Source organism: Tardiphaga sp. 172_B4_N1_3, from assembly GCF_052076035.1.
GTDB classification, from domain to species: Bacteria; Pseudomonadota; Alphaproteobacteria; order Rhizobiales; family Xanthobacteraceae; genus Tardiphaga; species Tardiphaga robiniae.
On the sequence record NZ_CP197238.1, the window covers coordinates 5,201,156 to 5,224,119 of the forward strand.

24 protein-coding genes are annotated in these 22,964 nt (G+C 62.2%); 11 read left to right on the forward strand and 13 right to left on the reverse strand.

Annotated features, from left to right (window positions below; translation table 11 throughout):
- Positions 1-19 precede the first annotated feature (19 nt).
- The 6 genes from AB7783_RS24660 to AB7783_RS24685 are packed head-to-tail and all read left to right on the forward strand — an operon-like array spanning position 20 to position 5,083.
- The gene (locus AB7783_RS24660) at positions 20-1,270 is read left to right on the forward strand and encodes an ABC transporter substrate-binding protein (protein ID WP_441279035.1); all 1,251 of its coding nucleotides are present in this window, start codon (positions 20-22) and stop codon (positions 1,268-1,270) included.
- Between the two features lie 18 nt (positions 1,271-1,288).
- Positions 1,289-2,155, forward strand: coding sequence for a branched-chain amino acid ABC transporter permease (locus tag AB7783_RS24665; protein ID WP_441279036.1), 867 nt, complete (start codon positions 1,289-1,291; stop codon positions 2,153-2,155).
- 50 nt (positions 2,156-2,205) lie between these two features.
- The gene (locus tag AB7783_RS24670; protein WP_441279759.1) at positions 2,206-3,159 is read left to right on the forward strand and encodes a branched-chain amino acid ABC transporter permease; all 954 of its coding nucleotides are present in this window, start codon (positions 2,206-2,208) and stop codon (positions 3,157-3,159) included.
- Positions 3,156-3,911 (forward strand): ABC transporter ATP-binding protein, encoded by a 756-nt coding sequence (locus AB7783_RS24675; protein WP_149529404.1) that lies wholly within the window; start codon positions 3,156-3,158, stop codon positions 3,909-3,911. The genes AB7783_RS24670 and AB7783_RS24675 overlap by 4 nt, the downstream gene beginning before the upstream one ends.
- Positions 3,904-4,608: an ABC transporter ATP-binding protein gene (locus AB7783_RS24680; RefSeq protein ID WP_441279760.1), complete on the forward strand. Its 705-nt coding sequence runs from the start codon at positions 3,904-3,906 to the stop codon at positions 4,606-4,608. The genes AB7783_RS24675 and AB7783_RS24680 overlap by 8 nt, the downstream gene beginning before the upstream one ends.
- A gap of 28 nt (positions 4,609-4,636) precedes the next feature.
- Positions 4,637-5,083 (forward strand): SRPBCC family protein, encoded by a 447-nt coding sequence (locus AB7783_RS24685; RefSeq protein WP_441279037.1) that lies wholly within the window; start codon positions 4,637-4,639, stop codon positions 5,081-5,083.
- Between the two features lie 16 nt (positions 5,084-5,099).
- Here the strand turns inward: AB7783_RS24685 and AB7783_RS24690 are convergent, their stop codons facing one another.
- Positions 5,100-5,987, reverse strand: coding sequence for a LysR family transcriptional regulator (locus AB7783_RS24690; protein ID WP_441279038.1), 888 nt, complete (start codon positions 5,985-5,987; stop codon positions 5,100-5,102).
- 98 nt (positions 5,988-6,085) lie between these two features.
- Between AB7783_RS24690 and AB7783_RS24695 the strand changes: the two genes are divergently transcribed.
- A complete protein-coding gene (locus AB7783_RS24695; RefSeq protein WP_441279039.1) occupies positions 6,086-7,579 on the forward strand; it encodes a CoA-acylating methylmalonate-semialdehyde dehydrogenase in 1,494 nt (497 codons plus the stop codon).
- A gap of 63 nt (positions 7,580-7,642) precedes the next feature.
- On the opposite strand, the gene AB7783_RS24700 is transcribed toward AB7783_RS24695, so the two are convergent.
- The 4 genes from AB7783_RS24700 to AB7783_RS24715 form a co-directional block, all read right to left on the reverse strand.
- A complete protein-coding gene (locus AB7783_RS24700; RefSeq protein ID WP_441279040.1) occupies positions 7,643-8,947 on the reverse strand; it encodes a PQQ-dependent sugar dehydrogenase in 1,305 nt (434 codons plus the stop codon).
- Positions 8,948-9,083: 136 nt separating this feature from the next.
- Positions 9,084-9,449 carry a response regulator transcription factor gene (locus AB7783_RS24705; protein WP_176454687.1) on the reverse strand — a complete coding sequence of 122 codons (366 nt, stop codon included), beginning with the start codon at positions 9,447-9,449 and terminating at the stop codon, positions 9,084-9,086.
- A 99-nt stretch (positions 9,450-9,548) separates the two neighbouring features.
- Positions 9,549-10,190, reverse strand: a complete 642-nt coding sequence (locus AB7783_RS24710; RefSeq protein WP_089266657.1) for a response regulator transcription factor — start codon at positions 10,188-10,190, stop codon at positions 9,549-9,551.
- Complete coding sequence (locus tag AB7783_RS24715) at positions 10,183-12,015, reverse strand: sensor histidine kinase (RefSeq protein ID WP_441279041.1); 1,833 nt, start codon at positions 12,013-12,015, stop codon at positions 10,183-10,185. The genes AB7783_RS24710 and AB7783_RS24715 overlap by 8 nt, the downstream gene beginning before the upstream one ends.
- Here AB7783_RS24715 and AB7783_RS24720 point away from each other — a divergent pair.
- The 3 genes from AB7783_RS24720 to AB7783_RS24730 all read left to right on the forward strand — a co-directional run bounded on the left by AB7783_RS24720 (position 12,003) and on the right by AB7783_RS24730 (position 14,168).
- A complete protein-coding gene (locus tag AB7783_RS24720) occupies positions 12,003-12,512 on the forward strand; it encodes a helix-turn-helix domain-containing protein (protein WP_441279042.1) in 510 nt (169 codons plus the stop codon). The two genes, AB7783_RS24715 and AB7783_RS24720, sit on opposite strands and share 13 nt — an antisense overlap.
- Positions 12,513-12,644: 132 nt before the next feature.
- Complete coding sequence (locus AB7783_RS24725) at positions 12,645-12,959, forward strand: hypothetical protein (RefSeq protein ID WP_231078455.1); 315 nt, start codon at positions 12,645-12,647, stop codon at positions 12,957-12,959.
- Between the two features lie 189 nt (positions 12,960-13,148).
- A complete protein-coding gene (locus AB7783_RS24730; RefSeq protein WP_441279043.1) occupies positions 13,149-14,168 on the forward strand; it encodes a carbon-nitrogen hydrolase family protein in 1,020 nt (339 codons plus the stop codon).
- Here the strand turns inward: AB7783_RS24730 and AB7783_RS24735 are convergent.
- From AB7783_RS24735 to AB7783_RS24755, 5 genes are read right to left on the reverse strand one after another with little or no spacing between them, the layout of a single operon-like run.
- On the reverse strand, positions 14,165-15,112 hold the full coding sequence (locus AB7783_RS24735; protein ID WP_441279044.1) for an acetamidase/formamidase family protein: 948 nt from the start codon (positions 15,110-15,112) through the stop codon (positions 14,165-14,167). The two genes, AB7783_RS24730 and AB7783_RS24735, sit on opposite strands and share 4 nt — an antisense overlap.
- Positions 15,113-15,126: 14 nt before the next feature.
- On the reverse strand, positions 15,127-15,903 hold the full coding sequence (locus AB7783_RS24740; RefSeq protein ID WP_068737726.1) for an ABC transporter permease: 777 nt from the start codon (positions 15,901-15,903) through the stop codon (positions 15,127-15,129).
- Entirely contained in the window at positions 15,900-16,742 is an 843-nt protein-coding gene (locus AB7783_RS24745) for an ABC transporter ATP-binding protein (RefSeq protein ID WP_441279045.1), read from the reverse strand. Before AB7783_RS24745 ends, AB7783_RS24740 begins: the two co-directional genes overlap by 4 nt.
- Before the next feature lie 4 nt (positions 16,743-16,746).
- Complete coding sequence (allB, locus tag AB7783_RS24750; RefSeq protein ID WP_441279046.1) at positions 16,747-18,174, reverse strand: allantoinase AllB; 1,428 nt, start codon at positions 18,172-18,174, stop codon at positions 16,747-16,749.
- Between the two features lie 14 nt (positions 18,175-18,188).
- Complete coding sequence (locus tag AB7783_RS24755; RefSeq protein WP_089266670.1) at positions 18,189-18,983, reverse strand: SDR family NAD(P)-dependent oxidoreductase; 795 nt, start codon at positions 18,981-18,983, stop codon at positions 18,189-18,191.
- Between AB7783_RS24755 and AB7783_RS24760 the strand changes: the two genes are divergently transcribed.
- Entirely contained in the window at positions 18,982-19,134 is a 153-nt protein-coding gene (locus AB7783_RS24760; protein ID WP_441279047.1) for a hypothetical protein, read from the forward strand. The two genes, AB7783_RS24755 and AB7783_RS24760, sit on opposite strands and share 2 nt — an antisense overlap.
- A 38-nt stretch (positions 19,135-19,172) precedes the next feature.
- Here AB7783_RS24760 and AB7783_RS24765 read toward each other — a convergent pair whose 3' ends face one another.
- From AB7783_RS24765 to AB7783_RS24775, 3 genes are all read right to left on the reverse strand, one after another.
- Entirely contained in the window at positions 19,173-20,222 is a 1,050-nt protein-coding gene (locus tag AB7783_RS24765) for an ABC transporter substrate-binding protein (protein ID WP_441279048.1), read from the reverse strand.
- Between the two features lie 206 nt (positions 20,223-20,428).
- A complete protein-coding gene (locus tag AB7783_RS24770; protein WP_441279049.1) occupies positions 20,429-21,886 on the reverse strand; it encodes an amidohydrolase family protein in 1,458 nt (485 codons plus the stop codon).
- Complete coding sequence (locus tag AB7783_RS24775) at positions 21,886-22,938, reverse strand: ABC transporter substrate-binding protein (RefSeq protein ID WP_441279050.1); 1,053 nt, start codon at positions 22,936-22,938, stop codon at positions 21,886-21,888. Before AB7783_RS24775 ends, AB7783_RS24770 begins: the two co-directional genes overlap by 1 nt.
- Between the last annotated feature and the right edge of the window lie 26 nt (positions 22,939-22,964).

Sequence of the window (22,964 nt, forward strand, 5' to 3'; positions counted from 1 at the left end):
AAATCAAACGGAGGACATCATGACGAAGGACATTCGAGACACCAAACGCAATCATATTTCACGCCGCAATGTGCTGGCCGCGCTCGGCACCGGCGCGAGCATCGTCGCCATGCCGTGGGTCGCACGCGCGGCCGACGACACGATCCGCATCGGCTTTCCGACACCGCTGACCGGCCCGTTCGCTGCCGAAGCCAAGGATCAGGTCAAGAGCGCAGAGCTTGCCGTCAAGCAGTTCAACGACAAGGGCGGCGTCAACGGTCGCAAGATCGAGCTGCTGGTGCGCGATGACAAGCTCAATGGCGGCGAGGCGGCGACTCGCACGCTCGAGCTCATCGAAAAAGACAAGGTGCATGCGATCGTCGGATCACTGTCCAGCGCGGTGCAGCTCGCGGTCAATGAAGTCACCCGCGCCCGCGGCGTGCTTTATGTCTCGATCAGCCAGTCCGACACCATCAACGAGGTCAAGGACTTCAGCAAATACACCTTCCACGAAGCGCTGAATCCCACGATGACCGCAGGCGCGGTGGCGCGGCACGCCTTCAAGAAGGGCACCAAGGTTGCGCATCTCGTGGCCGACTATGCCTATGGCCATGAAATGCTGCGCGGATTCAAGCGTGCGCAGGCCGTGATCGGCGCCGAGACCGTTGGTGAGATCATGCACCCGTTCGGTGCGGCCGATTACTCGACCTTCATGCCGCGTCTGCGCTCGATGCGTCCTGACATCCTGTGCATCAGCAATTTCGGCCGCGATCAGGCCAATTCCATCAAGCAGGCGGTGGATTTCGGCCTCAAGCAGCAGGCCAAGATCGTCGTGCCTGTGCTGCTGCATAATCAGCGGCTGGCGGTGAGCCCGGAAGTGTTCGAAGGTGTCGTTGGCGGTTCAAATTACTATTGGGGCCTTGAGAGCCAGTTGCCGAGCGCCAAGGCATTCAACGATGCCTATCGTGCGGCGAATGGCGGCGCGATCCCGACCGACTACGGCGCCTATGGCTATACCGGCGTCTCGTCGCTGCTGCAGGCGATGCAGGTGGCCGGCGGCACCGACACCGACAAGGTGATCGCGGCGCTGGAAGGCCTGAAATACGATGTCGCCAAGGGCCCGCAATATTATCGCAAATGCGATCACCAGTCGGTCCAGTCGGTGCTCGTGCTCGAGTCCAAGAAGAAGGCCGATATGAAGGGCGACAGCGATCTGTTCAGCATCGTGGCCAATGAGCCGGCTTCGGAAAGCGTGCTGCGCAGCTGCACTGAACTCGGCTTCCCGGCCTAACGAAAGCATTCGTCGTCCATGGATACAGAACTCATTCTGATGCAACTCTTCTCCGGAGTTGCCCTCGGTGCGATCCTCGTGATCACCGCGCTCGGCCTGTCGATCATTTTCGGCATGCTTGGTGTGGTGAACTTCGCGCATGGCGCGCTGTTCATGGTCGGCGCCTATGCCGGGCTATGGGTTGCCTCATTGACCGGCAGCTTCTGGTGGGGGCTGCTCGTTGCCCCCATCATGATCGGCCTGTTCGGGATGGCGATCGAATATGTCCTGATACGTCCACTTTACGGCCGTTCGATCGACGATCCGCTTCTGCTCACCTTCGGCCTCAGCTACGTGCTGGTGGAAGGCGTGCGGATCGTGTTCGGCAGTGACGGCATTCCGTTTCCCACGCCGTCGTCACTGACCGGCGTGGTCGATCTCGGCGTCGGATTCTTTCCGATCTATCGCATCTTCGTTGTCGGCGTCGTCTTCCTGGTCGTGGTGCTGCTGTGGATGGGGCTGGAGAAGACCAAATTCGGCCTGATCGTGCGCGCCGGCGCGCGCGATCCGACCATGATGAAGGTGCTCGGCGTCGATATCAGCAAGGTCTGGTTGCTGGTGTTCGGGCTCGGTGTCGGTCTCGCCTCGCTCGGCGGCGTGCTCTCCGGCCCGATGCGGTCAGTTAATCCCGAGATGGGCGCCTTGGTGCTGGCCGAAGCCTTCGTCGTGACTGTCATCGGCGGCCTCGGCTCGCTGGTCGGCTCGATCATCGCGGGTCTTCTGGTCGGCGTCGTGATCAGCATGACCGCGCTGTTCGCACCGGAAATGGCGACCATCGTGATGTTCGCATTGATGGCCATCGTTCTTCTGATCCGGCCGCAAGGCCTGTTCGGCAAACTCGCGTAACGGAGCGGACCATGACATCCCCGGCGCTCGCCGTTTCCCCTTCTGCAAGCATGCGTAAGCCTGCACGCTTCAAATCACTCGTGATCAAATATCGCGTCCCGCTGTCGATCCTCGCGCTATGCCTGCTGCCGTGGCTACTGCCGTCCAAGGCGCTGGCGGTGAACGTCCTGATCTACGGCACGGTCGCCGTCGGCTATAATCTGCTGTTCGGCTATACCGGCCTGCTATCATTCGGCCATGCAGCCTTTGTCGGCACCGGGGCTTACGTCACCGGTATCGCCATCGGCCAGTTCGGTGTGCCCTGGTATCTCGCGGTGCTGATGGGCGTTATTGGCGGTGCGCTGCTGGCCTTCGTTATGGGCGCGCTGTCCACGCGCACACGCGGCATCTACTTCTCGATGGTGACGCTTGCTCTCGCGCAGCTCGTCTATTACGTGGCGCTCCAGACGCCGTCCTGGACAGGTGGCGAGAACGGATTGCGCGGTTTCACCGTCAACAAGATCAATCTGTTCGGCTTCGACATTAACTTCCTCGATCCGGTCAACAAATACTATGTGCTGATGGCGTTCGCCGCCGCAGCACTGTGGCTGGTCTCGCGCATTCTCAATTCACCTTTCGGCGCCGCCATCGAGGCGATCCGCGAGAACGAGCGTCGCGCACGGACCTGCGGTTACAATGTCGAGCGCACCAAGCTGTTGTCATTTACCCTGTCAGGCACGATCTGCGCGCTTGGCGGCACTATGTCGGCGCTGCATCTGGCCTTCGTGCCGCTGGATTCGCTGCACTACCTGTCCTCCGGCATGATCGTGATGATGACTCTGCTGGGCGGCGCCAGCAGCTTCTTCGGCCCGTTCATCGGTGCATTGGTGTTCCTGGTGATGGAAGACGTGTTCTCGCTGTGGACGTCGCACTGGCAGATCATCGTCGGATCCATCTTCGTGCTGTTCGTGCTGTTTCTGCCCAAGGGCATCTGGGGCACATTTCTCACAAAGGTCATGCGATGAACGCGCCGCTTCTCGCCGTCAACGATATCGGAGTGAGGTTCGGCGGCTTCGTCGCGCTGCAAGGCGTGACGACGGAGTTCCGGCCGGGCCGCGTCACCTCCATCATCGGCCCCAACGGTGCCGGCAAGAGCACGTTCTTCAATGTGCTGTCCGGCGTGCTGACGCCGTCCAGCGGATCAATCCGCTTCAAGGGCGACGATCTCAAGGGCACGAAGCAGCACGAATTCGTGCATCGCGGCATCGCACGCTCCTATCAGATCACGAACATCTTTCCCGATCTGAGCGTCCACGAGAACGTTCGTGTCGCTGCGCAGGCCAGTCGCTCGCGCTACAATATCTGGACCAACCGCAACAGGTTCACCGAGCTGGATGCTAAGGCGGATGCGGCGCTCGAATCCGTCGGTCTGGTCGCCAAGCGCGACGAGACCGCGAAGTTTCTAGCCCATGGCCAGCAGCGTGCGTTGGAGATTGCCATCGCGCTGATCTCCAATCCGGAGGTGCTGCTGCTGGACGAGCCGACCGCGGGCATGGGTCCGGAAGAGACCAAGGAAATGGTGGCTCTGCTCGAGAAGCTGGCGGCGGAGCGGACCATCCTCCTGGTTGAACACAAGATGAAGATGATCCTCGGCCTCAGCGACCGGATTCTGGTGCTGCACCATGGCCGGCTGATCGCTGATGGCACGCCGCACGACATTCAGACGGACCCCGAGGTTCGTCGCGTCTATCTGGGACAGAACGATGGCTATGCTTGAAACCAAAGACCTGAACGCCTGGTACGGCGCCAGCCATACGCTGCATGGGGTCTCGATCTCGGTGGCGCAGGGCGAAGTCGTCGCGCTGGTCGGCCGTAACGGCGCCGGCAAGACCACCACGATCCGTTCGGTCATGGGGTTGATGTCGAAAACCACGGGCGGCATGACATTCGACGGCAGCGACCTGACGTCGATGCCCGCCCATGATCGTTTCAGGCTCGGCCTTGCTTATGTGCCCGAAGAGCGCCGGATCATTCCGGGACTCACGGTGCGCGAAAATCTCCAGCTTGGTCTCGTTGCCAGCCGCGGGAAGATCGACGAGCGCGAAGCCATCGAGGAAATCGCAGAGAGCTTTCCGCGCCTCAAGGAGCGCCTCGATCAGGAAGGCGTCACCATGTCCGGCGGCGAGCAGCAGATGCTGGCCATCGCGCGCGCGACCATAGCCAAGCCCAAGATGATCCTGCTCGACGAGCCGTCGGAGGGCATCATGCCGGTGCTGGTCGAGGAGATGGGCGTGCTGTTCCGCAAGCTGCGCGATCAGGGCGTCACGCTGTTACTGGTCGAGCAAAATGTCGAATGGGCGCTGCGCCTTGCTGATCGCGCAATCATCATGGACCAGGGCGAGGTCGTTTACGAGAGCAGCTCAGCGGCATTGCTTGCCGACAAGGAAATCCAGGAACGTTATTGCGCGGTCTGACGCGCATGCTTGCAGACAGGTCACTCCCATGCAGATGAAAGACAGCCAAACCGTTCCGGCCTCGCGCGACAAGGTTTGGGCCGCGCTCAACGATCCCGCTGTGCTGAAGCAGTGTATTCCCGGCTGTCAGGTGCTGGATATGACGTCACCGACCGAGATGACGGCAACGGTCGTGATCAAGGTGGGCCCGGTGAAAGCGACGTTCGGGGGCAAGGTCACGCTGAGTGATCTCGACCCGCCGAACGGCTACAGGATCACCGGTGAAGGCTCTGGCGGTGTCGCCGGTTTCGCCAAAGGCGGCGCTGCGATCAGGCTCGATGCGGTGAGCGACAGTGAAACGATCCTGCACTATGAGGTCGATTCCCAGATCGGCGGCAAGCTGGCGCAGCTCGGTGGGCGCTTGATCGACTCCACCGCCAAGAAATTGGCCGGCGAGTTCTTCACCAAATTCGGCGCGGTCGTTTCCGCAAGCTGAGTGCAGCGGCTGTGGCCTATTGCACGACGAACTGGCTGCGCGCCTCGCGCACCTTTGCCACGATATAGCGGCGGACTTCACGGACCCGGCTGGTGTCGTGCGTGTCAGGATGTGACACCAGCCAGTAGCTTCGCGTGAAGCGGCTGGCTGGCAGGATACGCTTCAGTTCGGGATAAAGCTGCGCCGCATAGTCGTGCAGGATGCCGACGCCGTGGCCGGCACGAACTGCTTCAAGCTGGCCGACCACGCTGCCGCATTCGAAGCGGCGGGTGATCAGTTCGCTGAAGGTCGATGCATAGTCCAGCGCGCGGCTGTAGATGATATCGTAGATGTAAGTGATCAGCAGGTGGTCGGCGAGATCGCCGGGCTCGCGGATCGGCGTCGACCGAGCCAGATAGTCCTCAGACGCGTAGACGCTGAGCGTGTAGTCGGTGAGCTTGGTGCAGATCAGCTTGCCTTCGTCGGGTCGCTCCAGCGTCACCACGATATCGGCCTCGCGCTTGGCAAGCGAAAATGTGCGGGGAAGCGCCACGAGCTGGACGATCAGATCCGGATTGGCTGCGGCAAAGCCGCCGAGCCTGTCGGCCAGAAAATAATTGCCGAGCCCATCCGGCGCGCCGATCCGCACCGTGCCTGCCACCTTGTCGGCGGCCGATGTCAGCTGCGATCCCACCTTGAGCAGTTCGGATTCGGCGCGCTCTGCGGCGGCCAGAAGGGCAACCCCTGATGGCGTCAGCGACGAGCCCGTCGTCTGCCGGTTCAGGAGCTTTGTCTTGAGGTCTTTTTCCAGCGCAGTGAGCTGGCGCGCGACCGTCGCATGGTTGAGTTTCAGCCGCTTGGCGGCACCCAGAATCTGGCCGGTACGGGCGACTTCCAGGAAAATCCGAACTTTGTCCCAATCCATCGCCGGACTCTATTTGCTGCACATCGAAGCCGCAATACTTCGCGTTGTCCGGGCCGGGGAAGCGGCGCAAGACCGCCGGAGCATCAAAGGAGAGTTCGATGGCTTCGGAAATCAAGCACTATATCGGCGGACAGCAGGTGGCAGGTCGCAGCGGCCGGACATCGCCTGTTTTCAACCCGGCCACCGGCGAGCAAACTGCTCAGGTGGGTCTTGCCAGCACGTCCGAAGTGGGCGCCGCGGTTGCTGCCGCAAGCGCGGCTGCCGAAAGCTGGGCCGATACGCCATCCCTGCGCCGTGCCCGTATTCTCAATAAATTCCTGCGCATCTGCGAAGACCGCATCGACGATCTCGCGGCGGTGATCACCTCGGAGCACGGCAAGACCCTGTCGGACGCCAAGGGTGAAATCCAGCGCGGCCTCGAAGTCGTCGAATTCGCTGTGGGTGCTCCGCAGCTGCTGAAGGGCGAAGTCAGCGAGAATGTCGGCACGCGCGTCGACAGCTACGGCGTACGTCAGGCGCTTGGTGTCGTGGCCGGCATCACGCCGTTCAATTTCCCGGTCATGGTGCCGATGTGGATGTTCCCGGTGGCGCTGGCTTGCGGCAACACCTTCGTACTCAAGCCCTCCGAGCGTGACCCGTCGGCCTCGCTTCTGATTGCCGAATGGCTGGCCGAAGCCGGTCTGCCGGCAGGTGTGTTCAACGTTGTGCATGGCGACAAGGAAGCCGTCGATGCGCTGCTGCATCATCCCGATGTTGCAGCGATCAGCTTCGTCGGATCGACCCCGATTGCGCGCTACATCTATTCGACCGCGACCAGCACCGGCAAGCGTTGCCAGGCACTCGGTGGCGCCAAGAACCACATGGTGGTGATGCCCGACGCCGACATCGACCAGGCCGTGGATGCGCTGATGGGCGCCGCCTATGGCTCGGCCGGCGAGCGCTGCATGGCGATTTCGGTGGCTGTGCCGGTCGGCGAGAAGACGGCGGATGCCTTGATCTCGAAGCTTGAGCCAAAGATCCGTGCGCTGAAGGTCGGGTCGGGCTTCAACGCCGAGTCCGAAATGGGCCCGCTGGTGACCCAGCAGCATCTCGACAAGGTGCGTGGCTATGTCGACTCCGGCGTCGAGCAGGGCGCCAAGCTGGTCGTCGATGGCCGGGACTTCCGGTCCAACGAGGGCGGCTACTTCATCGGCGGCTCGCTGTTCGATCACGTGACGCCGGACATGAAGATCTACAAGGAAGAGATCTTCGGGCCCGTGCTCGCGGTGGTGCGTACGCCGGATTATGCGACGGCAGCGCGCATGATCAACGACAACGAATACGGCAATGGCACGGCGATCTTCACGCAGAACGGCGACGTCGCGCGTGAATTCGCTCATCGCATTCGCGTCGGCATGGTCGGCATCAATGTGCCGATCCCGGTGCCCGTAGCGTTCCACTCCTTCGGTGGCTGGAAAGCTTCGCTGTTCGGTGACCATTCGATGCACGGGCCGGAAGGCATACGCTTCTATACCCGCCTCAAGACCGTCACCAGCCGTTGGCCGACGAGCATTGCGCAGGGGCCGGAATTCGTGATGCCAACGATGAAGTAGGTCGAAGCGTGGAGCGCGCGACTAACGCGTGCTCCACGAGCCTGCCGGACTAGTCCGCGGCCCTTAAGCCGCGCCCGTTACACGCCAGATCACATCGCCCACATCGTCGGCCACCAGTAAAGCGCCGTCGGAGGTGAGCGTGACACCGACCGGGCGTCCGTAGGACACCTTCTCGTCCGGTGCGAGGAAGCCCGACAGGATATCGCGCGGCGGGCCGGACGGCTTGCCGTTCACGAACGGGATGAAGACGACCTTGTAGCCGCTGAGCGTGCTGCGATTCCACGACCCGTGCTGGCCGATGACCATGCCGTCCGGAAATCCCGGCAGCGTGCCGTCCGGCAGCCAGCACAGTCCGAGCGATGCAGTGTGACCACCCAGCGCATAGTCGGGGGTGATCGCGGTGGCCACCAGCGCCGGATCCTGCGGCACGCGGTCGTCCACCGTCTTGCCCCAGTAGCAATAGGGCCAGCCATAGAAGCCGCCATCGCGCACCGAGGTCAGGTAATCCGGCGGCGTCTCGTCGCCGAGGCCGTCGCGCTCATTGACCACGGTCCATAGCGCGCCGGTCGTCGGCTCCCAAGCGAGGCCGACGGGGTTGCGCAAGCCGGCGCCGAAGATGCGGCTCTTGCCCCTCGCAAGATCGAGCTCATAGACGGCGGCGCGGCCTTCTTCGACCTCCATGCCGCCTTCGGCGATGTTGCTCAGCGAGCCGACGCCGATATAGAGCTTGCTGCCATCCGGGCTCGGCAGGATGCTCCGCGTCCAGTGACCGCCCGACTTGAAATTGGTGAGTTTCTTACCCGGCGCCGTGATGCTGTCTGCGCCCGCCACATAGGGGAAGGCCACCACGCCATCGACATTTCCGACATAGAACGTGTCCTTCAGCAGCGCCATACCGAACGGCTGGTTCAGCCCCTCCATGAAGGTCTGGCTGGTCTCGGCGACACCGTCGCCGTCCCGGTCGCGCAGCAGCGTGATGCGGTTGGCGCTGACGCCGAGCGCCGCGGCCCGCCGCATCGTGGCCTGCATCGCATAGCCGAACATGTTGCGCACCGGGCCCGCAACCTGCGTCGCCTCGGCGATGAGGACGTCGCCATTGGGCAGCACATTGATCCAGCGCGGATGTTTCAGGCCGGAGGCAAAGGCATTGACCTTGAGCCCGGGCGCTACAACTGGCTTCTGTCCCGCGGCCCAACCCTGAGCGGTCGGCATCTTCAATGTGGGGATGGCGCCTTGTGGCTTGGCCTCCGGCACCACTGGCGCGCTGCCCCAGGCGGGCGCGTGCGTATTGCCCTGCAGGCGGCGCCACTGCAGCGCCGCGCCGCCGATGACCGCCACGATGCGCGCAAAAACTCCAGACAAACTCATGTCATTCCCCCATGTAAGTGCGCGCACAGTATCCGACACGCGCGCGCGTTAAAACCGCCGCGTGACGGCATATAGGGCATGTGAGCCCATCGCTATTGGGGGATCGGTGCCATCGATATTGGGAAGATCAGTGCTGCTATGGTGTCGCGATAGCCTGGTTGATGCAGGCGGCTAGTTCGTCGACTTCAAACGGCTTGTTGAGGACGCAGGGCGTGTTGCCCAGCCGCTGACGCACCTTTTGCTCGGAATTGGCCGTGATGAAAATGACCGGCGTCTGGTTCTTGTCCGAGCGCATGCGCTCATAGAGGTCGATGCCGGTGAGGCCCGGCATTTCGACGTCGGTCACCACGCATGACGTAGCGAGCACCGACGGCGATGTCAGAAACGCTTCGGCGGATTCGAAGCTGAGAACGACAAAGCCCAGCGATCGCAGCAGGCTTTCAAGCGCGCGGCGAACCGACGAGGAATCGTCGATGATGGCAATGGCATGTTCAGAGTTCAACGCAATCTCCACACGGCAGCTTTGACAGCGACCCCAGTGTTGAGCCGTTTCGCCTAGGATATTGTCAAATAACGCCGTGTAGTGAAATCATACTGAGGTTTATCGGGAGGTACCCGGGGCTGGTTTCATGCCGATGGCCTCGGCCATGCGCACCAGAGAGGCGAAGGATTTCGCATCCATCTTCTTCATCATCTTGCCGCGGTGGATCTTAACCGTAATTTCGCTGAGGTTCAGCTTTGCGGCGATCTGTTTGTTCAGCAGCCCAGCGGTGGCAAATTCCATCACCTCGCGTTCCCGCGCACTCAAAGTGCCGAAACGCTCCTTGATATCGGCCAGTCCATCGCGCTCTTGCCGCGCCTTGCGGTCGCGCTCCACCGCGCCGGCGACGGCATCGAGCATTTCCTGATCGCGAAACGGCTTGGCGAGAAAATCGACGGCTCCGGCCTTCATGGCGCGCACCGTCATCGGCACATCGGCATGGCCGGTCATGAAGACGATGGGTGTATTGCCGCCGAGATCGGCCAGGCGCTTCTGGAAATCAAGGCCGCTGACGATCGGCAGCCGAATATCGAGGACAAGGCAGCTGGCCCTGGTGAGAATGTCGCTCTCGAGAAGCTCGACCGCCGAGGAGGCGAAGCTGACTTCATATCCGACCGAGCGCAGCAGACTGCCAACCGCAGTGCGGATGGCGGCTTCGTCGTCCACGACGACGACCAAAGGTGCTTCTGCGTCGTTAGGCAAGGTTGCCGGGTCCTTCTGCGGTCGCTGTCGGTATCATGAAATGAAAGGTGGTTCCACCACTCTCGTTTCGTTCCGCCCAGATGCGCCCGTGATGCGACTCAATGATGGATCGGGAGATCGACAGGCCGATGCCCATCCCCTCGGCCTTTGTCGTGAAGAACGGCGCGAACAGGCGTTGCATATGGTCGTCCGGGATACCTGATCCTGAATCGCGCACCGAGACGAGAATTCCTCGTGCCGCGTCGAATGCCGACCACACCCTCAGCTCTTTCGTCTCGGTCGCCTTCATGGCGTGGACGGCGTTGTTGACGAGATTCATCAGCACCTGCTGAAGCTGTACTTCGTCGCCGGCGATGGTGGGCAGATCGGGTGTGAGGTCGAGGACTGCTGAAATCTGGTGCTGTGCCAGATCGCGCTGAACCATCGCCAGTACCTGCGTGACGATGGCGTTGACGTCGACCGGGCCACGCGCCAACTCGCCCTTCACGGCGAGCGACCTCAGCCGGTGGATGATGTCGCCCGCCCTGCGCCCCTCCTGCACGACTTCCTTGAGACAGGCCGTGGTTTCGCCGAGATCGGGCCGTTCCCGCGACAGCCAGCGCAAGGCCGCCTCTGCATTGGTCACCACGGCGGCAAGTGGCTGGTTGACCTCATGGCCGATCGATGCCGTCAGGGCCCCCAATGTTGCGATGCGCGAGACGCGGGTGAGTTCTGCGATGCTCTGCTGGAGTGCTTGCTCGGCTGCGATCTTGGCGGTGGCATCAAGCGAATTGATCAGGACGGAACGAGATCGATCGGTGGGGAAGGTTGCCGTGACGATGGTGGTACGCAACTCGCCGTTGACGGCACGGATGGCCGCTTCAATCGTGAATGAGCTTTCTCCCGCAAGAAATGCGAGCAGGATTTCGCGAAAGGCGACCAAAGTCTCTGGCTCGAGTGCCGCATCCCAGGACTGCTGAACATTCTTCTGGTCGAGATCGCCGATCAGTTGCTTCGCGGCATCATTCGCGTCGAGGGTCCGGACGAGAAACAGGCAATGCTTGAGGAAACCCTCATTGGCGATGAGATAGTCGCGCAATCGGGGAATGCCTTGTTGCAGGATCGGCGCGCAGGCATTGGCCGCTTCCGTGAAGTCCTGCTCCCAGATGGCAACACTCGTGCCCTGAAAGATGTTGCGATAGCGCTCTTCGCTCTGCCGAAGCCTTGCGTCCGACATCCTGATCTGAACGCAGAGCACGGCGGCGATGGCAATGGCGAGCGCGCTGACGGCGCCGCGCAGCATTGCTCCCTCATTGGGGTCGTTCGCGTGGCCGATCAGATAGCCGAGGATTGTCAGGCCGATGCAACCGAGGGCGATCAGGATGATACCCGTGACATTGGTGAAACGGAGCGCCATCAGCAGCACGACGATATAAAGCGCCGCGACGGCGATCTCGAATGTGCTGAAGGCGTCGAACGCGAAAATGCCTGCAGCAAGGATAGCTGTCGCAATGGCCATGGGCAGCTGTGAGGGGCGGTGCACCCGATCAGAATTGGTCATTTGAGCCGCAAAATAGGAAGCAGGGCGTGCGTCCTGCAGGGAATGGTGAAGTCGTCTGAAGTCGGTGGCGTCTCGCCCAGGATAAACCTTGGTATAGGGCGGGATTACCTTCGTTTCTTGAATCTCTATCCTCGTAGAATGGTTAGCGCGGCCGGAATCTCTCATCCTTGGATCGTCGAAGTCATCGCGATGTCGATGGCATTCACCATCCAAAGGAGACCGATATGCTGCTCGATTCACAGTCCCAGAATTCTGACTCGTTTGCCGGTATATTGTCTGACGCAAGTTCTACGACGGTCGCCCAGCTCCTGCTAGATGCACGGCAGGCGATTGGATCGGATGTTGGTGCGGCTCTTCGCTGCATCAGGCAGGCTGCATCGCTGCTCGAGGCGCCCTCCCAACCGTCGCCCGTCAGCCCCGCGAGGGGCGGCCTCGCACGCTGGCAGGCGGAGCGGATCAAGCGCCACATTGATTCAAATCTGGATGAGGCGATCCAAGTATCGGATCTCGCGAGTCTCGCTCGCCTGAGTTGCGGTTACTTCTCAAATGCGTTCAAGACCACGTTCGGCCAGTCTCCCCATGCCTATATCGTCTCCCGCCGTCTGACGCGTGCGATGGTGCTGATGACATCCAGCAGCAAGTCACTCTGCGAGATCGCCATCGATTGTGGCTTCTCCGATCAGGCCCACATGTGCCGCCAGTTTCGCCGCGCGACCGGGGCCAGCCCCAACGTCTGGCGCCGCGACAACATGATGATGTCTGCGCTCGCAACACAGCAGTGATGCTCCTCGGGGAGTATCCAGAAACGGGCCACGGACGCTTGCATGATCGTCCCCGCCTTTGACGAATAGTTCGCATCGACGCTCCACCCGAAGATATCTCGCTACCTCAACCATGATGAAAGGATCGCTCAAATGTCTGCGCGCAACACGATGATGAAATCGGCCCGGCGGTGGCTCCTGGTGCCCGCATCCGTGGCTTTCGTGATGTTGACTTCCATGGCGGAGAGCTCGGCGGCGTCCGACAAGGCCTATCGCTGGATCGGAGATCCCCGGCTCTCCACCGACATCAGCGCAGCCCGCCGTGTACAGCAGCGACGTGTCCATGCTCCCGCCCGCGTGACGGTTCCTTCCGTTGCTCCGCCGGTGCGGCCGATGGATTCCTATGCGAGTGCGCCGACAAGCTATGGCTACGGCATCGGCGACAACTCCCGAAACCAGACGTGGTGAAGCGAGGCGCCCAGCCAGGCCCGGTTGATCCTCGAAGCATGGTGGTCCGTGCACCCCGGGTTGCAGAAATGCCCGGTGGTCCCGCGGCCCTGAATGGATAGGTTCCTCCTCGAACATGGTTCAGCGACATTTCCGGGCCTTCCGACGAGCCTGAGACATCGCTGCATCGATGCAAGAGGAAGAATGACGATGTCGTCACAGGTTAAAGTCGCTGCGGTCCATGCTGCGCCGATATTTCTCGATCGCGCGGCCACCACGGCGAAGGCGATTTCGATCATTCGCGAGGCCGCGGCCGCGGGTGCGCAGCTGATCGCATTTCCTGAAACTTATATCCCGGCGTTTCCGGTCTGGGCGGCACTATGGGCGCCGATCGAGAATCACGATCTGTTCGTGACGATGGCCGAACAGTCGGTCTCGATTGCAGGTCCGGAAATGGCCGCCTTGCGCAACGAGGCGCGGGCGCTTGGCGTGACGGTTTCGATGGGCATCAGCGAAAGCTCGCCGGTCAGCGTCGGCCTGATCTGGAACAGCAATGTCCTGATCGGGCCCGACGGCAGTATTCTCAACCATCACCGCAAGCTGGTGCCGACCTTCTATGAGAAGCTGGTCTGGGCTGCCGGCGATGGCGCGGGCCTCCGTGTCGCCGATACGCCCGTGGGCCGTGTCGGCAATCTCATCTGCGGTGAGAACACCAATCCGCTGGCACGCTATACACTGATGGCTCAGGCCGAGCAGATCCACATTTCGAGCTGGCCGCCGATGTGGCCGACGCGCCGCCCGAGCAGCGGCGGCAATTTCAACAATGTCGCAGCCAATCGCATTCGCGCCAGCGCGCATTCGTTCGAGGCCAAGGCCTTCGGCATCGTCACCGCCGGCTATATGGACAAGGCGATGCGCGACTTCCTGATCGCGCGGGATCCCGACGCGGTCGATGTGATCGATCGCACGCAGCGCGCCGCCAGCTTCTTCGTCGACCCGACCGGCGAAGTGCTCGGCGACATGCTGCAGGACGAGGAGGGCATCGCCTATGCCGAATTCGACCTGCGCCGCTGCATCGAGCCGAAGCAGTTCCACGACGTGGTCGGCTATTACAATCGTTTCGACGTGTTCGATCTGACCATCAATCGCAAGCGCCTCGTACCGGCAACCTTCGTCGACAAGATCGACGACGAAGAGGTCGCGTTTGAGCCGGCCGAACGCGCGGTTTAGCGCTTCGACTGGTTCAGAACCGCATGCGGCATCATGACATGGATGCCCTTGTCGAGGTTGACCAGCTGGGTGACGCGGACATCGGCGGCGAGACTGCAGAGCATATAGGCATCGTCGGGCGTCAGTGTTGTGCGTGCGACAATCATGCTCACCATCCGGCGGAGCGCGATACGCGCGGCTTCGTCGAGATCGGGATCGAAGGCCATCGAGATGAGGTGATCCTTCGTCTCGGCATAAGGTGCCTCCAGCTGCGTATTCTTGACGAGATCGATCTTGAACGTGCCGGTGAGGCCGGTCTCGACGGCGGTCACACAGACTTCGCCATCACCCTGCACGGCGTGACCGTCACCGCAGGAGAACAGGCCACCCTCGGCCCAGACAGGAAGATAGAGAACACAGCCTGCGCCGAGCTCCCTGTTGTCGATATTGCCGCCAAAATGCGAGGGCATGGTCGTGCTGACCCGGCCAACCGCAGGTTTCGGCGCGGTACCCATCACACCGAAGAACGGTTGCGCCTGTAGCTTGATGCCCCATGGGGTCTTTACCGCGCCGCTGGCACGATCAAGTCCGATATGGACGCGGCGGAAATAGTCGAAGTCGTCGGGCAGCGTGCCCATGCCGGGCTTGAAGAGCGTGTAGCCCCAGTCATCCGCGAGCTGGACATCAAGGATCTCGACACGCAATGCGTCACCCGGTTGGGCGCCGCGCACGGCGATAGGCCCGGTGAGGATATGCGGCCCGAGCTCTGGCGTGACGGCATCCAGGATGGCGACAAGTTCGGGGCGGATGGTCATGCCCGCTTCTGTCGGGAGGTTCTCGCGCGTGCCGCTGACGCTCGTGATCGTGACCGTCTCGCCGGGATCGATGGTGGCGATCGGCTTCAGCGTGGCGTCGAAATAACCCCAATGAACGGTCGTCGGGCTCGGAAGCAGTGTCTGCGTCATGGAATGTCCTGTGTTCAGCCGCCGGCGGCGAAGCTGTCGCTGCGCACGGCCCAGCCGGTGACGCGCGCCTCGATCAGCGAGAACACAATATACAAGCCGACGCCCAATGCAGCCAGAATGAACAGGCCGGCGAACACCAGCGGCACATCGAAGCTGGACGACGCGATCATCATCAGATTGCCGATGCCGCGATTGGAGGCCACGGTTTCCGAAATCACCGTGCCGACGAAAGCCAGCGTCGCAGCCACCTTCAGTGAGGCGAAGAAGTACGGCATGGTGCGCGGCAGGCCCACATTCCACAGAATTTCCAGCTTGGTCGCGCGCAGCGTCTTCATGACATCCTGCAATTCGGGCTCTGTCGCCGCAAGGCCGGTGGCGACGTTCACGACGATCGGGAAGATGCACATGATCATCGCGGTGAGGATCGCCGGCACGGTGCCCGCGCCGAACCACAGTACGAAGATCGGCACCACCGCGACTTTCGGGATCGACGAGAATCCCACCAGCATCGGATAGGCGACGTCATAGGCCAGCTTCGACGAGCCGATCAGCATGCCCAGGAGAATGCCGATCGCGATGCCGAAGCCGAACCCAACCATGGTTGTGTATAGCGTCTGCAGCGCATGCGGCCAGATCGCGGGGAAGCGCGTCCAGAGCGTCGCAAGCACCTGGCTCGGCCGCGGCAGCACGATGTCCGAGACATGGAACATCAGGCACAACAATTCCCACAGTACGAAGAAGCCGATGATGCAGGCGGTGGACATGACCTGGCGGCGGACGCGTTCGCTCATGACACGATCTCCTGAACGGCGCGAGCCGCGACGATGCGCTGGCGCAGGCGCTGGGTCAGCGTGACGAAATCCGGCTCGAACGACACGTCGATGGTGCGTGGCCGCGCGAACGGCACCGTGCTGTCATCGACGATGCGACCGGGCCGCGCCTGCATCACGCAGATGCGCGACGCCAGATAGGCGGCTTCCTTGAGGTCGTGAGTGACCAGCAGCACCGTTGGGCGCTTCTCGATCCACAGGTTCTGCATGATCTCCCATAACTCCTCGCGGGTGAACTGGTCGAGCGCTCCGAATGGCTCGTCGAGCAGCAGCAAGGTCGGATCATGAATCAGCGCCCGGCACAGCGAGGCACGCTGCTGCATGCCGCCGGAGAGCTGCCAGGGAAACTTGTCGCCGAAGCCGCCGAGGCCGACCTGCGTCAGAGAGGCCTCGACGCGGTCGCGATATTCGTTCTTGCGTTTGGCGCTGAAGCTTTCCTTGAACGGCGGCACGATCTTCAGTGGCAGCATGACATTGTCGCGGATATTCAGCCACGGCAGCAGCGTGGGGTTCTGGAACGCCATGCCGATCCGTGCCGCGCCCGCGCCGATTTCGCGGCCGGCAACGAACACGTTGCCCTGGGTCGCATTCAGCGTGCCGGCCACCAGTTTCAGAATCGTCGACTTGCCGCAGCCGGACGGACCGACCAGGGCGACGAATTCGCCCTTGTCTATGCGTAGCGACGTCTCGGCCAGCGCGGTCACGGCGTTCTTCGCCGTGCCGAAGGTGACGCGCACCTTTTCGAGCTCGATCACATTGTCCACAGCGCGGGGCTTTGGGTGGGCGAGCGGTGCGTTCATCGGGTCAGGCTTTCTGCACGGAGGTGATCGCGGCCATGGTCGAGTCGGTGTTGGCCGGCATCGCCGGCAGCGTCTGCTGGATCGCATGCACCGATTGCCCGGTGCCGCGGGCTTCCTCTTGCAAGATCCGGTCCTTCATCACGAAGCGGCCGCGCACGATGGTATGGATCGGCAGTGCCGAGGCCTTGCGGCCATGCCACGGCGAAATCTTCGCGCGCGACTGGATCATCGCGTCGTCGACGGTCCATTCGCGCTTGAGGTCGACGATGGCGATATCGGCATCGGATCCCACCGTCAGCGTGCCTTTGCGTGGATACAGGCCCCAGATCTTGGCGGGGCTCTCGGCGCTCCAGCGCACGTAGTCGTTGATGGTGGCGCGGCCCTTGTTGATCTCGGTCAGCATCAGCGGCATCTGGGTCTCGACGCCGGGAAAGCCGCAGTCGACCGTCCAGATGTCCGGCCGGGTCTTCTCGTCCGGTGCATGTGGCGCATGGTCGGTGGCGATCATGTCGATCGTGCCATCCATCAGCGCGTTCCACAGCGGCTGCTGGTTGGGCTTCTCGCGCACCGGCGGGTTGACGCGCACGACGCCGCCGAATTTTTCGTAATCGGTCTCCGACAGCAGCAGATATTGCGGGCAGGTCTCGCCGGTAATGTCGACGCCCCGCGCCTTGGCTTCGGCCAGCGGCTGCAATTCGGCAGCGGAGGAAATGTGCAGCACGTGGATGCGCGCACCGGTCCATTCGGCGAGGATCGCCGCGCGAGCGACGGCCTCGACGGCGACGACGGCGGGCCGTGCTGCCAGATGCGCGATCGATTCGATGCGTCCGCTGGCACGCAGCCGTGCTTCGCGGCGCTCCATGATGGAATTGGTCTCGGCATGCAGCGAGATGCGCTTGCCGGTCGGGGCCACCACTTCGAAGGCTTCCAGCATCGCGCCGGTGGTCGGCGAGGGGATGCGGCCGAAAGTGTTGCCCATATAGAGCTTGAAGCCGATCACGCCGCCATCGATCAGCGCGTCGACATGTTCGATGCTGTCTTCGCCCAGCACCGCATAGAGCCCGTAGTCGACATAGGCCTTGGCAGAAGCGATCTTGTGCTTGTCAGCCAGCGCTTCCGCATTGTTGATGGTCGGCAGCGTGTTGGGCATGTCGAACACGGTGGTGACGCCGCCAAAGGCCGCGGCGGCGGTGCCGCTGGCAAAGTCTTCCTTCTGCGGATAGCCGGGATCGCGGAAATGCACGTGCACGTCAATGGCGCCGGGCAGAACATGAAGGCCCGTGGCGTCGAGTATCTGCGTCGCCGGCGGCATCGCCTCCGGCGCGCCGATAGCGTGGATCACGCCGTCCTTGATGGCGATGCTAGCCTTGTAGCTTGCATCGGGCGATACGATGGTGCCGCCATTGATGACCAGATCGACCTTGTCGCTCATGTTAGCCCCCTCGCTCACAGCATGGCCCAACCGCCATCGACCGGCAGGTCGACGCCGGTAATCTGGCGCGAGACGTCGCTGGCCAGAAACAGGCAGGCATTGGCTACGTCGGCATCGACGGTGACGCGGCGCAGCGCGTAGTCCATGGCGTGGCGCTCGGCGGCTTCCTGTTCGGTGATGCCGAGCTTCAGCGCCATGTCGCGGCAGACCTTGTCGCGAAAGCGCGGGCCATCGACCATGCCAGGCGCCACGCAATTGACGTTGATGTTGTGCGGGCCGACCTCGAGCGCGAAGCTCTTGGTGATGCCGCGCAGACCCCATTTCGAGGCCGAGTAGGCCATGCGGCCGGCGCGGCCGCGCATGCCGAAGGTGCCGCCAACATTGACGATCTTGCCGTAGCGCTGATCGATCATGGTCGGCAGTGCCGCGCGCATGGAGTGGAAGCAACCGTTCATGTTGAGCGTGACGATCTCGTCGAACTCCTCCGGCGTGGTTTGCACCCCCGTTTTGCCGATCGGGCCGGAGCCGCCGGCGACATTGACAAGAATGTCGATGCGCCCGCCGAACGTCGCCTTGGTCTTCTCCGCCGCGGCCTCGCATTGCTCGGACTTCGTGAGATCGCAGGGAATGACGATCACCTCGCCGCCCTTGGCTTTCACCTCGGCGGCAACCGGCTCGATCGCCGAGGTATCGCGGCCCAGCAGCGCCAGCTTGCAGCCTTGTTCGGCAAAGGCGTGGGTGATGGAGGCGCCCATACCCTTGGCGGGGCCTGTGATCATGACGACGCGGTTTTCGAGGGAGAGTTTCATGGTGTTGTCTTTCTTGGGTCATTTGCTCTGGCCCCTTGACGTGATTGCAAGGAGCGAAGGCGACGCGGCAATCCAGAAGCCACGAGCGGAAGAAGACTGGATTGTTTCGCCCAACGAATTGGCTTCGCCAATTCGCCAGGGCTCGCAATGACGGTTGAGAGGCGATGATGCTGAGGGGCCGGTTCGTCGTTACATCGCGGCCTTGATGGCCGTTGGGCGATCGGCCAGCGGCGGCATGAAGCTGCGGTCGAATACCTCGCCGACCTTCGGCGTGCGTGGCAGCTCCTTGGCGCTGACGAGGATATCGATCGCCTTGCTCATGCGTTCGTCGCTGATGTCGCCATGGCCGATCTTTGAAATTTCCGGCGAAGTCATTTCGTCGGACAGCGTGGCTTCCAGGCGCGCGCGTTCGATGTCCGGCTTGATCAGCGGTTCGCGCTTCTGCACCGCCTCGATGGCTGCTTTGGGATCGGCCATCGCATCCTTGACGCCACGGTTGAGCGCCTTGAGGAAGCCCTTCACGGCGTCAGGGTTTTCCTTGGCAAACTTGCGCGAGACAATGATGGCGTTGGAATACAGATCCATGCCGTAGTCGCCGAATTTGATGAAGCGGATCTCCTTTTCAGGATCGATGCCGATCAGCCTGGCGCTGAAGCGGATGGTGGTGATGTAGCCGAACACGCCGTCGACCTGATCCTTCATCAGCATCTGTTCGCGCAGATTCGGCTGCATGTTGGTCACCTCGACCTTGCTGCAGTCGATCTTGGTCGCCGCGCAGAGCGCCGGGAATAGCTTCAGCGCGCCGTCGTTGGCCGCACCGCCGAGCTTGCGTCCAACGAAATCGGCGGGGGTCTTGATTGGGCTGTCGGCTTTCACCGCCACCGTGAAGGGCGGGCGGTTGTACATCTGGTAGACGCCGATCGGCGCTTCGTCCGGCTTCCTGGCGGCAAGTTCGATCAGCGCATTGATGTCGCCGAACCCCATGTCATAGGCCCCGTTGGCGACCTGCGGCACCGCCGCACCAGAGCCGTTACCCTGGTCGAAACTGACATCGAGGCCTTCCGCTTTGAAGTAGCCGCGATCCTGCGCCAGGAAGAACATGCCCTGCGGACCTTCATACTTCCAGTTCAGGACCATCTTGATCCTGGTGTCGGCCTGCGCGGCGACAAACGATCCGGCCGTCACGATCAGTGTCAGGGCAAGCGTCTGCAATCCACGAAATGCATGGCGTCCGGTCATCGGTGCGTTCCTGTTGAGAAGAGTGACACGATCGGCCGGTGGGGTGTTTCTGCCTGCGGCCGCCCTCAGGAACAAGTTAAGCCTATCCGAGTGCACTTATCTGCTGCTATCTTTTTGCCTAAGCGGTGCAAAAAAGGCCTCACCGGAATCGTCCAGATAACGCGTTGTTCAGGCCGGCGCTTGCAGAACCGCGAGGCGCAGGCGCGTCAGCAGCATCCGCAAAGGCTTGCGGCAATCACGCCGTCGAGCGCAGCGAGGGCCCCAGCCAGGTTCTGGCAAGAGGGCATGTCGGCGCGCATCTGCGTCAGAATCTCCTGCCGCGCGGCCGTGAAGTCGATCCCGGTGACATGCCCATCGCGCACGATCGTGTGGCCGGCGACGATCACTTCCCGGATATGGCGCGCGGTTGCCCGCGAGAACAGCAGATTGATCGGGTCGAGATCGCTGCGCAGCGCGTCGTCGTTGAGGGCGTTCCAGTCCAGCAGCAGCATGTCCGCATCGGCACGGTCCCGCAGACCGCCGTCGCTGGCGATATTGGTGACGGCGAAGCGGCCGTTGCTTACGCTCTCATGCAGCGCCCGGTGGCGGGTCGCGACTTGATCGAAACCGCTGCCGGCATGAAGCAGATGTGACAGTCGGAGCTCGCGCAGTGCATCGTTGTCGTCGTCGAATGCTTTGCCGTCGATGCCGAGGGCGATCCGGCATCCGGCGGTCCACATCCGGGTCATGGGGGCCAGACCCGAATGCAGATGCAGGTTGGAGCTGGTATTGACCGAAATGACGACGCCCCGTTCGGCCAGGAGTTCGAGTTCATCGGGCCGGGCCCAGACGCAATGTGCCAGCGTCAGCCGCGGGGACAGCAGACCGATCTCGTCCAGCATGCGGACTACGCCGCCAGGATAATTGGCGTCACACCACTGGCGTTGATACTTGGTCTCGAGCAGATGCATGTGGACACGGCGGCCGGTCCGTGCCGAGGCTTCGGCGATCGCCTGCAACAGCGCGTCGCTGCACCACTGCACGCCATTGGGACCATATTGCACATCGAATGTCGGGCCATCGGCGGCGGAGACAATCTCGTCCACTAGCGTCATGTAATCGCGCGGTGACAGCGGCGGACGCGTGAAGCGCTGCGCGATCTCCGCCCGAACGTCCGGCGGCAGCGCTGCCAGCACAGGTTCCGAGGGACCGTAGACCAAAGGATTGCGATCTCTCATTGCCACGGCGAGGCCGGTGCGCACGCCGACATCGCGTGCCGCGCGCGATACCTCGGCCAGTTCGGTCGGCAGATCAGTGAAGCCCTGCACGCGGGTGTAATGGTTCATGACGATACCGGCACCGCCCAGCGCGCTGCTGGCGAACGCGACGCAGGCCGCTACATAGGGATCGACCGCAGGAAACAATGCGAGATAGTGGATCCAGGACTCCAGCGGCTTGGCGTCGGCGCCGATGGAGCTGGTGCGGACCGCGCGGCCGTGGTCGTGGGCATTGACCAAAGCGGGCAGCGCCATGATCGACTCTGCTGCTTCAGTTGTCCGCGCGATCGACTGGATCTTGCCGTCGTGCAGCGCGATCACCTGTGCGCCGGGCATCGGCCCGTCCGGGCCAAGCACATGAGCGCAGGTGATGCGACGCGGCGCGCCGGTGGAGCGAGACGTTGTCATTACGGCGCGATGGTCGGGGGCATCCGGTCGGGCTTGGCCGGCAGGAACGTATCGTTGAACACGTCGTCGGGCTTCGGTGTTCGCGGCAGTTCGAACGAGGTGACGATGGTGGAGATCGCTGAAGTCAGGCGCTTCTGATCGAGCTCGCCGAGGCCCAGATCCCCGACCTCTGGCGTGTTGATGAAGTTGTTGTAAACGTAGGTCAGGCGCCGCTTCTCGATATCCTTCTTGATCAGCGGTTCCTCGGTGGCGAGCAGGTCGATGGCGGCGTCCGGTGCCTGGACGGTTTCCTTGATCGAGCGGTTAATGGCGCGCAGCAGACCTTTCACCGCCTCCGGATGTTCCTTCAGCAGCTTCTGCGACACCATTACGCCGTTGGAATAGAGGTCGAGGCCGGCGTCAGAATAAAAATTCCAGCGGAAGTCCTTGTCGGGATCGACCTTGAGCGACACCAGGTTGAGATAGCTGGTGGCCGCGAACACCGCGATTGAATCCACTTGGCCCTGCAGCAGCATTTGTTCCTGCAAGGCCGGCGAAACCTGCAGAATGCTGATCTTGCTGTAATCGATGCCGTTCTGCTTGGCGAGCAGCGGCAGTAGTTTCAGCGACGCACTGCCGGAAGGCGAGGCAAGCTTGGATCCCTCGAGATTCTTGAGAGTTTTGATCGGTCCATCCGCCTTGCTGAGCAGCGCGAACGGCGTCTTGTTATAGATCATGTAGACCATCACCGGTGCATCGTCCGGCTTGGCGGCAGCATTCTGAATGATGGCGTTGATATCGCCGAAGCCGGCATCATAAGCGCCCGACATGATCCGCGTGACGGTCGCCGCCGAGCCTTCGCCCTGATCGATCGTCACGTCGAGATTTTCATCTTTGAAGTACCCTTTGGCCTTCGCCCAGTAGTACCACGCATGCAGACCTTGGATTTTCCAGTCGAGGGTAAACTTGATCTTGGTTGGCCCGGCAGCCTGGGCAAGAGTGAGTGTTCCTGCGGCTACGCCCAAGGCTAACACGAGCGTCAGTAATCCACGAAGTGCCCGGCGTTCGGTCATCGATGCTTTCCTGTTGCGAAACGTGA

What these genes read in the sequence shown, in the direction of transcription:
- AB7783_RS24660 (WP_441279035.1), top strand. Translation starts at nt 20, where the DNA reads ATGACGAAGGACATTCGAGACACCAAACGCAATCATATTTCACGCCGC.
- AB7783_RS24685 (WP_441279037.1), top strand. Translation starts at nt 4,637, where the DNA reads ATGCAGATGAAAGACAGCCAAACCGTTCCGGCCTCGCGCGACAAGGTT.
- AB7783_RS24730 (WP_441279043.1), top strand. Translation starts at nt 13,149, where the DNA reads ATGTCGTCACAGGTTAAAGTCGCTGCGGTCCATGCTGCGCCGATATTT.
- AB7783_RS24670 (WP_441279759.1), top strand. Translation starts at nt 2,206, where the DNA reads ATGCGTAAGCCTGCACGCTTCAAATCACTCGTGATCAAATATCGCGTC.
- AB7783_RS24725 (WP_231078455.1), top strand. Translation starts at nt 12,645, where the DNA reads ATGTCTGCGCGCAACACGATGATGAAATCGGCCCGGCGGTGGCTCCTG.
- AB7783_RS24675 (WP_149529404.1), top strand. Translation starts at nt 3,156, where the DNA reads ATGAACGCGCCGCTTCTCGCCGTCAACGATATCGGAGTGAGGTTCGGC.
- AB7783_RS24740 (WP_068737726.1), bottom strand. Translation starts at nt 15,903, where the DNA reads ATGAGCGAACGCGTCCGCCGCCAGGTCATGTCCACCGCCTGCATCATC.
- AB7783_RS24735 (WP_441279044.1), bottom strand. Translation starts at nt 15,112, where the DNA reads ATGACGCAGACACTGCTTCCGAGCCCGACGACCGTTCATTGGGGTTAT.
- AB7783_RS24760 (WP_441279047.1), top strand. Translation starts at nt 18,982, where the DNA reads ATGGTGTTGTCTTTCTTGGGTCATTTGCTCTGGCCCCTTGACGTGATT.
- AB7783_RS24680 (WP_441279760.1), top strand. Translation starts at nt 3,904, where the DNA reads ATGCTTGAAACCAAAGACCTGAACGCCTGGTACGGCGCCAGCCATACG.
- AB7783_RS24665 (WP_441279036.1), top strand. Translation starts at nt 1,289, where the DNA reads ATGGATACAGAACTCATTCTGATGCAACTCTTCTCCGGAGTTGCCCTC.
- allB (WP_441279046.1), bottom strand. Translation starts at nt 18,174, where the DNA reads ATGAGCGACAAGGTCGATCTGGTCATCAATGGCGGCACCATCGTATCG.
- AB7783_RS24765 (WP_441279048.1), bottom strand. Translation starts at nt 20,222, where the DNA reads ATGACCGGACGCCATGCATTTCGTGGATTGCAGACGCTTGCCCTGACA.
- AB7783_RS24755 (WP_089266670.1), bottom strand. Translation starts at nt 18,983, where the DNA reads ATGAAACTCTCCCTCGAAAACCGCGTCGTCATGATCACAGGCCCCGCC.
- AB7783_RS24775 (WP_441279050.1), bottom strand. Translation starts at nt 22,938, where the DNA reads ATGACCGAACGCCGGGCACTTCGTGGATTACTGACGCTCGTGTTAGCC.
- AB7783_RS24700 (WP_441279040.1), bottom strand. Translation starts at nt 8,947, where the DNA reads ATGAGTTTGTCTGGAGTTTTTGCGCGCATCGTGGCGGTCATCGGCGGC.
- AB7783_RS24770 (WP_441279049.1), bottom strand. Translation starts at nt 21,886, where the DNA reads ATGACAACGTCTCGCTCCACCGGCGCGCCGCGTCGCATCACCTGCGCT.
- AB7783_RS24745 (WP_441279045.1), bottom strand. Translation starts at nt 16,742, where the DNA reads ATGAACGCACCGCTCGCCCACCCAAAGCCCCGCGCTGTGGACAATGTG.
- AB7783_RS24690 (WP_441279038.1), bottom strand. Translation starts at nt 5,987, where the DNA reads ATGGATTGGGACAAAGTTCGGATTTTCCTGGAAGTCGCCCGTACCGGC.
- AB7783_RS24695 (WP_441279039.1), top strand. Translation starts at nt 6,086, where the DNA reads ATGGCTTCGGAAATCAAGCACTATATCGGCGGACAGCAGGTGGCAGGT.